Below are 15,611 nucleotides of genomic sequence, written 5' to 3' on the forward strand. Positions count from 1 at the left end.
GTATCAAAATACAGGAGTTTAAACGTGAAGATTCCTGAAAATGAATTATTCAGCAGCAGTAGGTCGGGTTCCGACCAGAGGGAAAAACCCGACATTTCAGCAGGATTGGGATGCCTTTTGAGGATGCGTCAGGATGGTCCGCCTTAGGCGGATACGACATCCTGACGCCAGAGCATATATAATGAGGCAGCCCACTCCCGCCTCAAGCGGAAGTGGGCTACTTGGATTGCTGCCGACATAGCTGTAGGGATTGAGGAAATCCTTCACCGGGTCGACGGTTATAAATCGCCCTAAGGATGGGTCCATAAAGCGCGCTCCGTAATAATGCAGGTCAAAATCGTATGTGTCATTATACTCGTTGCCATTATATGTAAAGCGTCCCGGCGTGCCTGTCAGGATATAGAATTTTTCTACAAAAAAAATCAATTACCCATACCAACAGCAACTTTCCATGACCCATCTTCCTGTTTTTTCCAAACATTGAAGTATTTGCCGTAGCTGGTTCTCTCCTCACCGGTTGAATCGGGCTGGATGACTGTATAAAAACCCCAGGTGTAGCCAAAATCTCCGGATTTGGCTGCTTCGGCACTTTGCGGCTCCCATTTCATTACATAATTACTACCGGGAACATCCATGCTTTTATAAATAGCCTCTCTGCCAACAATCGGGTATGACCGGGTTGGTAATTGAACGGCATCTTCCGTAAGATATTGACTAAATGCCTTCAAGGCGCCTATTTCCTCGGAAAGCTTTGAAAAATCCCTGTCGGCTTGAAGCAATGCTTCCTTTTCCTTATCAACATCAACCGTGGTTTGGCATCCCTGAATTAGTATAACCAGAAGCATTATCCCAATAACGGATTTGTACGATTTCATTTAACTATCCTTTCTCATATTCTTGTATATTGTCTGATTGATTGCTCAGGCGTTTGCTCAGGCTTATGCGTTCCTCAACATTATAGCCAAGTTCCTTATAAAAAGCTATAACTTCATGATTTGTCGAGCGCACCTGAAGGTTTAATTTTGGGCAGCCGATAAGGGCAAGTTTTTCCTCCGCCGAACGCATTAAGGCTTTGCCGATACCATGCCGTCGATATTGCCGTCTGACTGCGACATAATAGACCCAGCCACGATGACCATCAAACCCAGCCATAGCCGTCCCGACTATATTAGATTCGATTTCAGCCACTAAAAACAGCTCTCGCTGGACAGCCAATTTCCTTTTAATATCCAAAACAGGGTCATTCCAAGCCGGCGAATCGGGAAATGCTTCTTGCCAGAGTTTGACTACATCTTTTTCATCTGATTCTTGGTATGCTCGTATTTTCATTGTGTCAGAATTATATAAAACAATTACATTGTTTTCCAGTATTTTCGTTTGATGCCATTTCCCGGCTCCTCAAAGCTTGACCATTCGAAACCCTTTTCTATCAGGAATTGATGTCTTTCGTTATCAATGTCATTGTTGCCCGGGCAGAGAATAATCATCCCGCCGGGTTTTGTTGCCCGCATCATTTCGCGGTATTCTTCCGCAGGCTCATCGCCGAAAACATGAGCGCACATAGTAATATCAGCAAACCGGTCGGGGAATGGGATATCAGCGATAAGCCCATCGATGCAGTAAACATTGCTTAAACCGAGTCTTGCCGCTTTATCTTTGATAAACGCCCGCAGATTGTCAACAGGTTCGACAGCGAACAGAGTCCGGCACAACCGCGCGGCTATGAATGCAAGACGTCCTGTACCGGCGCCAATATCGATTACGGTTTTGCCGTTAAAATCAGCGATTGACAGAAGCTCGCCTGAGTCCCAGCCATGAAAAGCTAATTTGTCATAGGCATCGGGATTGACTGCATATACGATAAGGTCATCGATTGATTGTAAAACGGATATTTCCGCCTGACGGATAACATCCGGGTTGCTTGGATGTTTGTCGTCTATCATCACTTTATCAAGCCAGCCATTTGTTTCGGGGCATTTGCTGCGCATATACCATTCGACAGCCGGGTTGGCCTGCAGGGCAATAGCCAGTTCGGTTTCGGGCATTCCCCATTTCGGCAGCCAGCTAAGCTGAACCCGTTCGAGCAGAAGCAGGGCATTGAATGATATTTGCGGGATGTCTATCCAGTTAGCGGGCATGGTCTGTATCCAAGTCAATAAACAAGCTCATTATAATCACGGTCTTACAACAAATTGCTATGCTATCAAAACGGTAAAGCAACAAACTCCCCGCAATATGCTATGTGATTATCAATAAGAATCTTAAAAGTATAATTATCACTTAAATGATTTAGTTTAAATTTAGGAACTGGATTATTAAAAAATATCATGCTTTTTTTTCCATCTTTATATTCAATAACATATTCATAATTGAAAGGAGCTAATAAAACCCTATTATATTTGATTTCTATAGTATCGCTATTAAGAATAACTTTTGAAATAAATTGCCTCTTACAGAAACAACATAAAGGGGACGCTTTTATTTTATTTATATATTTTTGTCTTATATTATAATCTAATAAAGTATTTAAAGTTTCTCTTTCTGCCTCAGATCGACATACGATAAACGATAGATTATTTTCTAATGGCAAATATAACGGTACAACTACCTCAGCATGCCTGTGATATACTATATTTCTCTTTTCTAATTCGCTTACAGGAAAATTGTGATAAATTTTTTCAAACGGAAGATATTCGAGATTGATTACATTATCATAAACTTCACAATTAGAACCGGCAAGACTTTCATCGCTAAATTTAATATCAGTCATTGAAAGCACTTTAACAGAATCAAATACTAAATAAATTGGGATTGGGCAATGGGCTTTATATTTAGGTGAACAAATACCTTCGGGGCAAAATCCTTCAATATTATGTAATGCTGGCGTTTTAGGTCTGAAATATAATCTTGCATAATCATGTACCCAATCATCAGTGTTTTGAATAACATCCTGACGAGCGCTATCAATAGTCAACAAATTTTTATTTTTAGCAAGATTGCGAGAGTATAAATATCCTTCATTAAGTATTTTAATTACATTGTCAATATCAGAATAATGGAATAGATATTTTGACCACCAAGATGGTTCAACTTTTGCAGACCACTGATTAATGATTTCTTGAATACTGCTAATAATAATCTCTTATGAATTTAGAGGGATTTTATTTCGCTTTCATCCGAGCAATTATCAAAAAGCGTTAAATCATCTATTGTGTGTTCAAGCTGAATTGCTTGTATTCCACCATTACTAATTATCTTTAATGGCTTGAAGATTGGCAGCTTAGATAATAGAGCCAAAACACTATCAGGATTATCTATTCCTAATTCTTTTATATCTGTTATCCTGCACATTTTTTTATCGCGAACAAATTGCCATAATTCTAATAAACCAAATCCAGTGTTATCACCTTCCCATTGCAAAATTGATTTATTATTTTCAAAATCTATTTCAATTCCTTCATTAATTTTGCTGGCAAAAAACTCCTCATTGTTAGAGATAGCAAATCTATTTTTATCTTGCAGTAAATCAATCAAATCAGTTTTTAAAGAATTGAAAGAATATGCTGAAGGTTCGTTCATTAACCATTTGCGCATTTCTTTAATATCTTTATGCTCTGGAATTAATGGCTTCTCGGTAATATGCACATAAATATCGATAGGTAATTTGTATAAATATCTCTTCATTAAAGGACTTACATCATTCCAATCTAACTCTCCATTGCCGCATCCCAATTTTGGGAAAGCAATAGAATTAATTCTAGCGCGGCTGTAGCTTTTTACAAACGACTTGAGACCTTCCTCGACGTAAGAAATATTTGATGGTTGTCTCCAATGTTTTTTAGTAGGGAAGTTTAGAACCCACTTGTTCGGTGTTCTATATAACCACAAAGAGCCAATATTAGTTTTTCTATTTTCACATCGTTTTTGATATTCTTTAAACATCTCAGGAAATAGTCGCTTAAATTCCTTAGCTAAACCTTTTCCCATCGCTCCGACAGTATTAACTGTATTTACTAATGTCTGAGCAGGAGATTCAAATATGTTTTCATCAACTTCTATATACATTTTATGCAACCATTACTAAACTGCATTTAATATTAATACTACAATGTCTAATATTCACTAATTTTCATCATTTTTCAAGTAATTTCTCTATATTTTTAATAACAAGCTGCAACCAAGTTGCTATTATTTTTAAAACTAAAGTGGATTTTCCAAATCCTAATTAACAACATGTATCGCCTTCTTATTAGCCTGCAAACCCGCCTCCATCATCGCCTCGGATAATGTCGGATGGACTGCCATTATCTTTCCCAAATCCTCAGTGGTGCCGTCAAGTTCCATTAATGTCGTGCCGGCAAAGATTATATCGCCGGCATGCGGCCCGAATATATGTATGCCCAGCACGGCATCGGTATCAGCATCGGCAATAACTTTCGTGAAACCCTCCCCGGCTAATGTGGCAACCGCCTTGCCAGTTGCGCGATAAGGAAATTTGCCAATTTTAATATTCCTGCCGGATTCGTTCGCCTCTTTCTCGGTAAGCCCGATGCCGGCGATTTCCGGGTCGGTGAATACCGCATAAGGCACCGCTTTCCAATCGGCGCTATGAGCCAAACCGGCAGCATTCTCCGCCGCTATTATTCCCTCATGCGAGGCTTTATGCGCTAATAGTATTCCGCCGGCAACATCGCCGATAGCGAAAATATTCGATATATTTGTTCTCATCCGGCTATCGATACCTATAAAACCGCGGGAATCGGTCTTAATGCCGACTTTTTCCAGATTAAGTCCGGCCGAGTTGGGTTTCATACCTGCCGAGATTAGCAGCATATCGAATTCAAAATCTTTCCTGCCGCCGGGTGTTTCCGCCTCAACTTTAACCTGGCCGCCGCTTACACTTGCGGAGGCAACTTTGGACGATGTTAATATCGTCATCCCCTGCTTTTTAAGCGCCCTTTCGGAGGCAGAGCAAAGGTCGGCATCCAGCATAGGCAGAACCGAATCCAGCAGTTCGATTATCGTTACTTTCGAACCAAGAGTATTGTAAACCGTTGCCATCTCCAAACCAATCGGCCCGGCGCCTATAACTCCCATATTTTCAGGCACAAACGGCAGGTCGATAGCACAGCGCGCATCCACAACTGCTTTGCCATCGGTTTTGATAAACGGAAGCTCTATCGGGGAAGCGCCTGCGGCAATGATGAAATAATCAGATTGCAGTTTTTGCTTGCCATTGCTGTTTAACACTTCGATTTCATTTTGGGAAACAAACGAGGCTTGCCCGCTAATAATTTTTACACCAGCTTTCTCAAGCAGGATTTTCACTCCGCCGGTAAGACGTTTGATAGTGTCGTTCTTGTGTTTTTTCAATTTCTCGATATCGATTTCGATATTATCGGCGGTAAGGCCAAGCCGTTTGGCGCCCTCGATAGTCCGTTTCAGTTCGGCAACATACAGCAAGGCTTTCGAGGGGATGCAACCCCAATTCAAACAGACACCGCCAAGATATTCTTTTTCTACAATGGCTGTTTTTATACCAAGTTGGGCAGCCCTGATAGCCGCAACATAGCCGCCGGGACCAGCGCCAATAACAATTAGCTCAAATTTCTCAGTCATCTTTTCTCCCGATTTTTTCGCTCTTTTTTAAACGTTAGGGCTTTTTCGCAATTTACCTTTTCCTCATCGGTCTGAACAAGCAAAGGGGGCACAGTCTGCGGTTTGCCGTTTTTATCAAGACTTACAAACGCCAGGAATGCCTCGGAGGTCTTTTTGTTATCGCCGGTATCCATATCCTCGGAAAACACCTCGACTTTGGTAACCAGCGAGGTGCTGCCGGTGAAGACAACCTTAGCTGTCAGATGAGCCAATTGGCCAACTTTGATAGGGTTAAGAAATGACAAACCGTCGATAGAGGCAGTAACGCAGATTGAATTGCAATGCCTGTGCGCCGCTATCGCTCCCGCCAGGTCTATCCAGTGCATGACCCGACCGCCTAAGACATTACCAAGAACATTGGCGTCATTGGGAAGCACCATCTCGGTCATTTCAACTTGTGATTCTGAAGGCGATTTGGGTTTTAAGTCGGGCATATATCCTCCCAAGAAAAATTCTGTTATTCTCAAATTTACAGCATCGATTTAGGATGTCTGCTGGCTAATATTTTTACTATACGCTTAACTTAATATGAGATTAATAATGAAGTCAACTCTTTATGGAATAGCTTATTGATATAATCAAGATTAACTTTCAAAATTCTCTGCCTGCTTAGTTACACATCTGCAGAAACCGTGAAAAATCGCGCATATTCCGCCCATCATAGAAAAAATCCCCCAAAATAAGGGACGGCCAAAAACATGAGCAAACGTTGGCTCGGAATGCGGCAAAAGTAAAATGCCCCAGGTTATCAAGTATGCTCCAACTGCTATGCAAGCATGTCCGAAAACCAAAGCGGCAGCGCGTCCGGAACTACAAGCAAGATATAAAAGCGCTCCGCCGATAATAACCGGTATTATCCCGCCCATACTTACAGATTTTATCATCATGTAAATCCCTATGACTATTAAGAACGATTCCTAAAGCTGCCGTAATTCTGCTTGGTTTCATGTCAATTAATCTCTTTCTAAGTCTTGCATTAATGAACTTCAACAATTATCTTATTATCAAAATAAATAATTGATAGGTAAAAATCAACAGGCAAATTAGTCGAGGCAAAAGCATGGGGAAAACCAACAATCCAATCCGTGATTTTATAAAAATACACTATAAACATTTCAACGCCGCAGTAATTGTTGAGGCGGCTCAAGCCTGGGTCGGACATCTTGACAAAGGCGGCAAGATGTTGCTAACATTGGCCGGAGCTATGAGCACCGGCGAGATAGGTATCTCGTTAGCTGAGATGATTCGCAAGGACAAAGTCCATGGCATCTGTGCAACCGCCGCTAATCTCGAAGAGGATATATTCAACCTGGTAGCTCATAGCCACTATAAACGTGTGCCGCATTATCGCACATTATCCGCACAACAAGAGCTTGAACTCCTTAAAAAGAAAATGAACCGAGTTACCGATACCTGTATCCCCGAAGAAGAGGCGATGCGGCGAATCGAACGCAAGCTTCTCAAGCTCTGGCAAAAAGCGGACAAGGCACACGAGCGATATTTTCCGTATGAATATATATATCAGCTTTTAAAAAGCGGCGCATTGGACGATATCTGCGAAATCGATCCTAAAAATTCATGGGTTCTGTCAGCATATGAAAAAAATATACCCATATTCACTCCCGGATGGGAGGATTCTACGCTTGGCAATGTCTTTGTCGCAAATGTAATCAGGGAAGAACTAAGCTCGTACAACTGCCTGAAAAGCGGTCTCGAACAGATGGAGCTTTTAGTAAACTGGTATCGTGAGAATACAAAGGATAGCGCTATTGGTTTTTTCCAGATAGGCGGCGGTATTGCCGGCGATTTTGCTATTTGTGTTGTGCCGCTAATCCAGCAGGATTTAAAAGAGGATTGCCGTCTTTGGGGCTATTTCGCCCAGATATCCGACAGCACAACCTCTTATGGTTCATACAGCGGGGCGGTGCCTAATGAGAAAATCACCTGGGGCAAGCTTGGCATCGACACCCCGCGTTTTATTATTGAGTCGGATGCCTCGATTGCGGCGCCGCTGATATTTGGCTATGTGCTGGGTAAATAGTAGATATTCGAGGTGATAAGCTGCGGTAAAATATTATATTGCTTAAATGAATCCGCAATTTTTCTAATTATTGTAATAGGCATTCGGCCAAGCAAATAAATCAACTTTTTCCTTGACAGAATTTCTATCCTTAGATAAAATTTTGTGGTTAGGTAAGTTGTTTTGCAGCCGATGATAATATTAAAAGATAAGCTCTTTTTATTTATCTAAGATGAAGGAGGTTTTATTGAAAATTATTTGAACAATTAATATCTTTTTAGCAAACAGTAAAATTTTTAACATCTAACCCTAAGGAGGGATAAATTTGCTGGCAAAACCATTTAAAAAGCTGTCGGTGATATTGCTGATAGCTTTGCTCGCTGGTGTTGCCCTTGCGGGAACAACCGGCAAGATTGCCGGAGTAGTTACCGATGAGCAAACCGGTGAGCCTCTACCCGGTGTCAATGTAGTAATCGCTGGAACAAACATTGGCGCTGCCTCAAATATTGAGGGGAAATTTTTTATAATTAATGTTCCCCCCGGAAAACACACCTTGAAAGTTAATCTCATCGGCTATAGACCGCTTGAGGTTCAAAATGTTGATGTTTCAATCGACTTGACTACCGATCTTGCACTGGAACTATCAACCAAGGCAATAGATGTGGGAGCGATCGTGGTTGAGGCCGAACGCCCCATTATCGAAAAGGATGTAACGTCAACCCGTTTACGGATTACACCTGATGAAATTACTAGCTCAGTAGTAAGCGGTATCCTCAACCGCGCTGCAGTAAATGCCGGCAGCGTGCTGGGTTCTTTCCGCGGCAGCCGTAGTGGAACCGGTGAGGTTGTTTATCTTCTCGATGGAGTTAATCTTACCAATCCTTTGGGGGCGGCGCAAGGTGCCGGTGTCGGTTCCGGAACCGAACATGGCATGGCAACATTCATCCCCGATGAAGCTATTGCGGAAGCCGAGGTTTTAACTGGCGGATTCGGAGCCGAGTATCCAAGCGTGCAGTCTGCTGTTATTAATATCGCCTCAAAGGATGGCGGACAATCTTACAGCGGTAAATTCAAAACCAAATCCTCGCTGGATGTTATACTTGGCAGGGATAACTATCTTGGCGAACGAACTTACGATGAGGATGGCATACCGCTGAGGATACAACCGACATATAATGCCGATGGTGAAATTGAAAGCTGGGAATGGACAAACGATCCGTATATTGATGATTACCGAAGAAATAAACTCTTTGAATTCCGTCAGCACGACTGGTCTTTCGGAGGCCCGATTCCTTTGGATAAAGTTAGCATTCCCGGTGAAATGTCCTTCTTTACCTCGGGAACATATTCTTTCAACCGCGATACGCGTGATTACAGATACTGGCGTAAAACTCAATCTCTTCAGGGTAAACTTACTTACAACATAAGTTCATCCAAAAAGATTACCGTTTCCGGTCTTTCCTCTAAGTCAGATTTTGTGCTCCGGGATGGCGGCACAAACGGTCTTGACAAATTGCTTTACCTCACATGGGGAAAGGAAGTTAATTTTTCCGGACCCGTTTATTACAGCATCGACGGCGAGTATGTAAGGCCGCAAACTCTGGCTGAGGTCGCCGAATACTGGAATGACCTGCTTCATGAAAATTACCCTGATACGGATTTGGTTATTACAGCCGACAGCCTTCAGCAGTATTATGTAATAACCCCATTAGGAGTCGATACGGTTTATCAAACCACTCCTTATGGATGGATTGTGGCTGAGGGTAGAACCAACGATGAAGCTGATTCGGCCTTCTTCTATTATCTTGACATGATTACCGACTCTGCTAATGCTTTTCCTGTAGATGCTAACAACAATACTATCCCCTTTGATACATCAATGACAACCGCAGTAAATGCCGCTATAGACAGCTTGGAAAATCAGGGCTGGGCGCGCACTTATACAGGTTATGATATGTCATTAAGCCAGTACCGCAACGAATCGTGGTCTGATGAATTTTCAATTAAATTCACCAACAACCTTAGCCCGAGCAGCTTTTACAATTTGAGCTTTTCGCGGTTTACAACCTCAAGGGATGCCAGGACTCTCGACCCATGGGATAATAATCCGCTTTCATTCGGCGAGATGCTGGAAGAAAGGTTCTTATCTCCCGGTCAAATTGAATATCTAAAATTCTGGATCAATCCAATGAACCTTGGACGCCGCAGAACAACCGATGACGGTCAGAAAGTATATTCATTCAAAGGCGACTTCACAAGCCAGATAAATGATGCCAATTTAGCTAAAATGGGTTTTGAGTACAAGAAATTCGATCTTTATAAAGAACATACTTCAATAGCTTCCGGCGGCAATTCATACAATGATATTTTCCATGTTAAACCATGGCAATTAGGCGCTTATATCCAGAATAAACTGGAAAGCGAAGGCATGATTCTTAATATTGGATTGCGTTTTGATTATTTCGACCCGAATACCTTTGTGCCGAGCGATTTTTCTGATCCGTTATTGCCTGAATATGAGCATGATACGCAAAATATCGGCAATATATTCAACCTTGAGAAAAGATTAAAAGGTCCGGTGAGCGCTAAAACAAAGAGCCAGATTTCCCCGCGAGTTGGTGTAAGCTACCCTATCACCGAGAAAGATGTGCTTCATATAACCTATGGCCACTATTTCCAACTGCCTATGTTCGATTATTTCTATATGAATCATGGTTACGATCTCAGAGGCGCTTATAAATATGTTGGCAATCCTAATCTTGAAGAGGAAAAGACTGTCGCCTATGAGGCAGGCCTTGAACATGGATTCAATGACTTTTTCAAACTGGCTATAACCGGCTTTTTCAAGGATGTTTCAAACCTGACCAACTATAAAAAAGTAATCTCTACTTCGGGCATAATCTGGGTTCGCAGTAATAGCGATTATGCAAGAATGAAAGGTTTCGAACTTACGTTTTCACAGAGGTCATGGAATAACATTTCCGGTGTGGCAACATATACCTACCAGATATCTCGCGGTCGGGCTGCGGATGATTACCAGTCATTCCAGGATGATTACAACAACCTTAAACCCAGAACCGAGGACTACCCGCTTGATTCCGACCAAAGACATACAGCCAGAATCAATGTTAATTACCGCATCCCGAAAGACAAGGGATACATACTTGGCGATTGGGGCATTGATGTATTCTGGATCTACGGTTCGGGAACGCCATATACTTCTTCGAATACCCCACCTCCTCCAGCGCTGCCGGATATTAATGGTGAAACATTCCCGTACTCATGGAGACTTGATTTGAGATTCGATAAAGGCTTTCAGCTTTATAAGACTTTTCAAACCAAGATATTCTGTGAAATTAGAAACGTTACCGACCGCGCTGACATTATAAATTCTTATGATGTCAAACGTTATAATCTGTATGGAGAACCTGGCGGACAATTTGCCGATCCGGGTGTTTATTCAGCCCCGCGCAGAATATTGGTGGGTATGGAGGCAAGATTTTAGGATTATGACCAAATCAAATTGGATAAATGTCTGGAAAAAAAGATATGGAGGAATTTCATAAAATGAGAAAAATCCTTAAACCGGGTATTAAAGTTGGCTTGATTATTTTTTGTGCCATTTTAATATTTGGTCTATCAGGACCAAATCTTATGGCAATGAATAAGCAAGTTGCCCAAAACCCGATGTATTACTCTGGAATGGGAAAAGTGTTCCAGGGAAGCGATACGTTAGTATGTAATGTTGGAATGGTAGAAAACTTTATAGGTAATTCAACCTATACTAAAGCCACCGGCACCCAGGAATGGAGCATCTTGATAGGCGATGATTCTCAGGCATATTCCTCAATGGTCTGGAAAACGCCTGCCGTCTATCAAAATAACAGCTATCTGTATTTCGGCAGCCTGCGCTTAGGTTATCAGGATCATATCATTCACTTGGCTGAAGATAGGGCTACAAATATTGTAGTTAAAAAATATGGCGTTGACGAAGACGCCATAAGCCTTTTTGATACCGATTTTTATATTGATGACCAATCTTCTATTGTGCCGGCAGCCTACAAAGTTGGCGTTGGCATCCGTCAGAAAACCTATGCCTGGTCCGAGTCGTATAGAGATGATTTTATCATCTATGATTACTGGATATATAATCTATCCGGAGATGTAATCGATTCGCTTTATGTCGGTTTTCACAACGACGCTGATGTTTCCTTGGCCGAAGGCGGCTCGGGCGATCAGCAGTGGAGTATTGATGATTTGCCCGGCTATTACCGCGATGATGTTGCCAAGGAGTATATCTCCTATGTGTTCGATGGCGACAACCCTAATATTCCCGGCGATGATTTGGGCGGACACCGTTCACCTAAAGAGTCTGCGGGTTATATAGGCAGCCGCCTGCTGTTTACCCCACCGCGTAGCGGAGCAGCCAGCAGCGATACAACTATTCAAACCGGACACGGTTGGTGGAATTGGAATAACGACCCTTCGGAAGCTAACGGTTTTAAAGACTGGTATGAAAAATTAATTAAAACTGAGTTTATGGCTCCGCCTCCATCGCCGTTTGACTACCGATATTTCCAGAAATGCGGACCCTTTTCAATACCGGCAGACGATTCAATTCGTGTAGTCTATGCTTTTGGTGTTGGTGAAGGATTAGAGGGTTTGCGTGAAAACCTCGAATGGGCTGATTACCTCTACGAACATAATTGGATTGGACCTGCTGCGCCGATACCTCCGGCCTTTACTCTTGTGCCCGGCGATGGTTTTGTTCAGCTCGATTGGGATGTTGAATCTGAAGCTTCAATAGATCCTTATAGCGGCGAACAAGACTTTGAGGGTTATCGCGTCTGGAGAGAAACCTCTACCGGCTGGTCGCTTCTTATGGAGTGTGATTTAGTAAACGAAATGGGATTCAATACTGGCCTTGTTCATTCATACACAGATTACGACGTGATAAATTTCTTTCAATACGCTTACGCTGTAACGGCTTATGACAGAGGAGACCCGATTAACAATATTGAGTCGCTGGAATCAGGCAAGGAAGGAACCAAACTTACAGTCGAACCGGGTATTTACAATAATACCGCAAATGCCGAGGCAACCGGCATACATGTTGTTCCCAACCCGTTTGTTGCCCAGTCGGCGCCAAATTTCGGCTTTACTCCTACTACAAATAATCCATCCACCGAAAGAATACTGTTTGTTAACCTGCCGCCTAATTCCACTGTCAAGATTTATACTTTGACCGGCGATATGGTTACTACTGTCCAAAATATTGAAAATACAGACAACGCCGACCTTGGCTGGCAGACAACAGCATCCTGGGACCTTATAACTGATCATATGCAAACCATTGTCTCCGGTTTGTATCTGTATGTTGTTGAGGCTCCGGGAACAGACGATTTCATTGGCAAATTTGCTGTGGTTCGATAGGAGGATATGAAGATATGAAAAAAATTATTCTTATACTGGCGGCAGCTGCTCTGGCAGCCACCGCTATTCCAGCTAATGCCGAGTTTGCCAAAGTCGGGACAGTGGGACTTAAGTTCCTTGATATCGGTGTAGGCGGACGGGCTTTAGCTATGGGCGAGGCATATACAGCCATAGCTGATGATGCCTCCTCAGTATTCTGGAATCCAGCAGGAACTGCCAACATTGAAAGCGGCGACTTCTTTGCCGGATATACAAAATGGCCTGCTGATATTAACCTTTACTCTTTTGCTATTGCTAAAAATGCTAATTTGCCGCTTATGGGAACCGGAACTCTGACTTTTTCAAGCACGTTATTGAATACCGGCAAGATGAATCGTATAACCGAATATGACTCGGACGGCGATTTCTCCGGCACTTTTGCTTATGAAGATTATAGCGTTGGCATGACTATAGGCAAATATCTCACCGATAAGTTTGCCTTTGGCGCAACAGCTAAATACCTTCATGAAAAAATTGATTACTGGGATATCGATAGCTGGGCGGTTGATATTGGCACCTACTATGAAACCGGTTTCAAGTCAATCCGCATCGGTATGGCAATCATGAACTTTGGCCCTGATGTAACATTCAAGGTTGATGATGATGGTGATGGCCGAGTTGATGAGGATCTCCTTGATGGCGAGAGTCAGGATGACGACAATGGCGATGGCGTTATTGACGGCTATGACCTTGACGGCGAGGACTTGAAGCAGAAACCAACGCCGATTCCGCTCACATTCAGAGCCGGTTTAGCAATGAATGTTTATGAAACCGAGTCATCAAAAGCAACTTTTGTCGCTGAAGTGGTTCATCCATCAGATAACATAGAACGTTATCAATTTGGCGGCGAATACTGGTTCCAGGAGATGATAGCATTTCGCGCCGGATACAAAATGAATATGGATGAGGGTGGTTTCACAGCCGGCGTCGGTCTTGTGCTTCCATTTTCAGCCAGCGGCAAGTTCTCGCTGGATTATGCTTGGAATGATATGGGTTTGTTGTCTAATGTTCACCGGCTGTCAACTAGTTTGGCTTTTTAATGACCGCAAAAATGGAGGAAAATAAGTGAAAATGAAAAATAAACTAGGTCTAAAAATATTTAGCCTGGTAGCTTTATCGCTTCTCCTGGCGGTTAATTGCGCTGAGAAGGGTACTGACCCTGATGAGAACATACCGCCGCAAACATTTGTAAAGGGCTACCAGATTGAATTAGCCCCTGATTCTGCCACCTACTACAATGCTACAATTAACTGGTCGGCAAGCGATATCGACGGCCAGATATATTGGTACTACTGGCGTATTATAGGAGATGAGGGCGATAGCTTGTATCGATATGAGTATGATATAAATACGATAGGCGATACTCTTGCTATAGACACAATCAATATTTCATCTGCATGGCAAATAACCCGTGGTCTTACAACTGCGCTAAGGCTGAATTACTTAACTTTTGAGAAATCATATGTCTTTGAGGTGAAAGCCCAAGATAATGACCTGGCATATGATCCCACACCGGCCAAAGAAATAATCTCGATAGACCGTATTCGTGATTTTAACTATGCTCCGGATACTAGAATAATAAGCCCGCTTGATGGCGGACTTTGCGGACGCGGCATACATTTTTCAGTACAGGGTAGTGATATAGACGCCGCTGTTGATTCTATTGAATACAAAATCGATGATGGGACCTGGGTTAAGGTTGCCGCAGATATCCTTACGGGTACAGTAGAAGTGGATACCGATTCCAGCGATTTTAGCAACGGTCCTCATACGATTTATTTCAGGTCTTATGACCATTTCGGCGCAGTTGACCCCTCGCCTGCCGCAGTTAGTGTTATGGTAGTGGATACGCTTTATCCGGATCTTGAAATAGTTTCCGGACCTATTCCAAATGCCTACTACTTTCTGCCCGAGGGTGGAACCTCTGTTGATATTGCCGCTACTTGGAATGGTGATGCCAATTGGTATTACAGCACCGTAACTTATCGGACAAAAGTAGATAGTGATACCTTTACTAATTGGGGCGCCTCAAATACAGTAAGCCTAACCGAACTGACATCAGGAGATCACACGTTTTACTTCGAGGCTAAAGACCTTGGAGGAAACGTTACATCCGATTCGACTGCTTTTGGCATAGGCGGCTTAACTGGTGATAGGGGAATCCTTTTAGTGAATGGCATACACTTTGGCGCGTATGGAGCTGAGGCTTACGATTACTATAACGCTGATGCGCCGTATGGAGAACATGAGATAGATTTTTGGGATGCCTTTAGCGGGCAGAATTATTCAAGCACACCTACTCTCGACTCCTGCTATATTGGTTCTGGTGTCCTGCCGGGTGATACCCTTGGTCATTACAGTTCAATGGTCATGATTATGAACGGTTATAATGGCGACCTCGAAATCTATGCTTCTATGTTCCCCTTGATTCTATCGTATTTGAATGCCGGCGGCAATGTGC

14 protein-coding genes are annotated in these 15,611 nt (G+C 42.7%); 5 read left to right on the plus strand and 9 right to left on the minus strand.

Annotated elements, in window-relative coordinates:
• Positions 1-96 precede the first annotated feature (96 nt).
• The 9 genes from J7K40_12030 to J7K40_12070 all read right to left on the minus strand — a co-directional run bounded on the left by J7K40_12030 (position 97) and on the right by J7K40_12070 (position 6,500).
• Positions 97-426: a hypothetical protein gene (locus J7K40_12030; protein MCD6163125.1), complete on the minus strand. Its 330-nt coding sequence runs from the start codon at positions 424-426 to the stop codon at positions 97-99.
• Complete coding sequence (locus tag J7K40_12035) at positions 423-875, minus strand: nuclear transport factor 2 family protein (protein ID MCD6163126.1); 453 nt, start codon at positions 873-875, stop codon at positions 423-425. Before J7K40_12035 ends, J7K40_12030 begins: the two co-directional genes overlap by 4 nt.
• A gap of 4 nt (positions 876-879) precedes the next feature.
• Positions 880-1,329 carry a GNAT family acetyltransferase gene (locus J7K40_12040; GenBank protein ID MCD6163127.1) on the minus strand — a complete coding sequence of 150 codons (450 nt, stop codon included), beginning with the start codon at positions 1,327-1,329 and terminating at the stop codon, positions 880-882.
• Positions 1,330-1,352: 23 nt separating this feature from the next.
• The gene (locus J7K40_12045; protein MCD6163128.1) at positions 1,353-2,138 is read right to left on the minus strand and encodes a class I SAM-dependent methyltransferase; all 786 of its coding nucleotides are present in this window, start codon (positions 2,136-2,138) and stop codon (positions 1,353-1,355) included.
• Between the two features lie 65 nt (positions 2,139-2,203).
• A complete protein-coding gene (locus J7K40_12050) occupies positions 2,204-3,139 on the minus strand; it encodes a DUF4433 domain-containing protein (protein MCD6163129.1) in 936 nt (311 codons plus the stop codon).
• 11 nt (positions 3,140-3,150) lie between these two features.
• A complete protein-coding gene (locus J7K40_12055) occupies positions 3,151-4,065 on the minus strand; it encodes a macro domain-containing protein (protein MCD6163130.1) in 915 nt (304 codons plus the stop codon).
• Positions 4,066-4,221: 156 nt separating this feature from the next.
• Positions 4,222-5,619, minus strand: a complete 1,398-nt coding sequence (gene lpdA / locus J7K40_12060; GenBank protein ID MCD6163131.1) for a dihydrolipoyl dehydrogenase — start codon at positions 5,617-5,619, stop codon at positions 4,222-4,224.
• Positions 5,616-6,092: an acyl-CoA thioesterase gene (locus tag J7K40_12065; GenBank protein ID MCD6163132.1), complete on the minus strand. Its 477-nt coding sequence runs from the start codon at positions 6,090-6,092 to the stop codon at positions 5,616-5,618. Before J7K40_12065 ends, lpdA begins: the two co-directional genes overlap by 4 nt.
• Positions 6,093-6,242: 150 nt before the next feature.
• Entirely contained in the window at positions 6,243-6,500 is a 258-nt protein-coding gene (locus J7K40_12070) for a hypothetical protein (GenBank protein ID MCD6163133.1), read from the minus strand.
• Between the two features lie 218 nt (positions 6,501-6,718).
• On the opposite strand from J7K40_12070, the gene J7K40_12075 reads away from it, so the two are divergent.
• The 5 genes from J7K40_12075 to J7K40_12095 all read left to right on the plus strand — a co-directional run.
• Complete coding sequence (locus tag J7K40_12075) at positions 6,719-7,699, plus strand: deoxyhypusine synthase family protein (GenBank protein MCD6163134.1); 981 nt, start codon at positions 6,719-6,721, stop codon at positions 7,697-7,699.
• A gap of 304 nt (positions 7,700-8,003) precedes the next feature.
• Positions 8,004-11,183: a TonB-dependent receptor gene (locus tag J7K40_12080; protein MCD6163135.1), complete on the plus strand. Its 3,180-nt coding sequence runs from the start codon at positions 8,004-8,006 to the stop codon at positions 11,181-11,183.
• Positions 11,184-11,245: 62 nt separating this feature from the next.
• Positions 11,246-13,111, plus strand: a complete 1,866-nt coding sequence (locus J7K40_12085) for a hypothetical protein (protein MCD6163136.1) — start codon at positions 11,246-11,248, stop codon at positions 13,109-13,111.
• Positions 13,112-13,125: 14 nt separating this feature from the next.
• Positions 13,126-14,190: a PorV/PorQ family protein gene (locus tag J7K40_12090; protein MCD6163137.1), complete on the plus strand. Its 1,065-nt coding sequence runs from the start codon at positions 13,126-13,128 to the stop codon at positions 14,188-14,190.
• A 31-nt stretch (positions 14,191-14,221) separates the two neighbouring features.
• Positions 14,222-15,611, plus strand: a 1,390-nt coding sequence (locus tag J7K40_12095; GenBank protein MCD6163138.1) for a hypothetical protein, incomplete at its 3' end; no start/stop codon positions are given.

Source organism: Candidatus Zixiibacteriota bacterium (genome assembly GCA_021159005.1).
Classification (GTDB): Bacteria; Zixibacteria; MSB-5A5; order UBA10806; family 4484-95; genus JAGGSN01.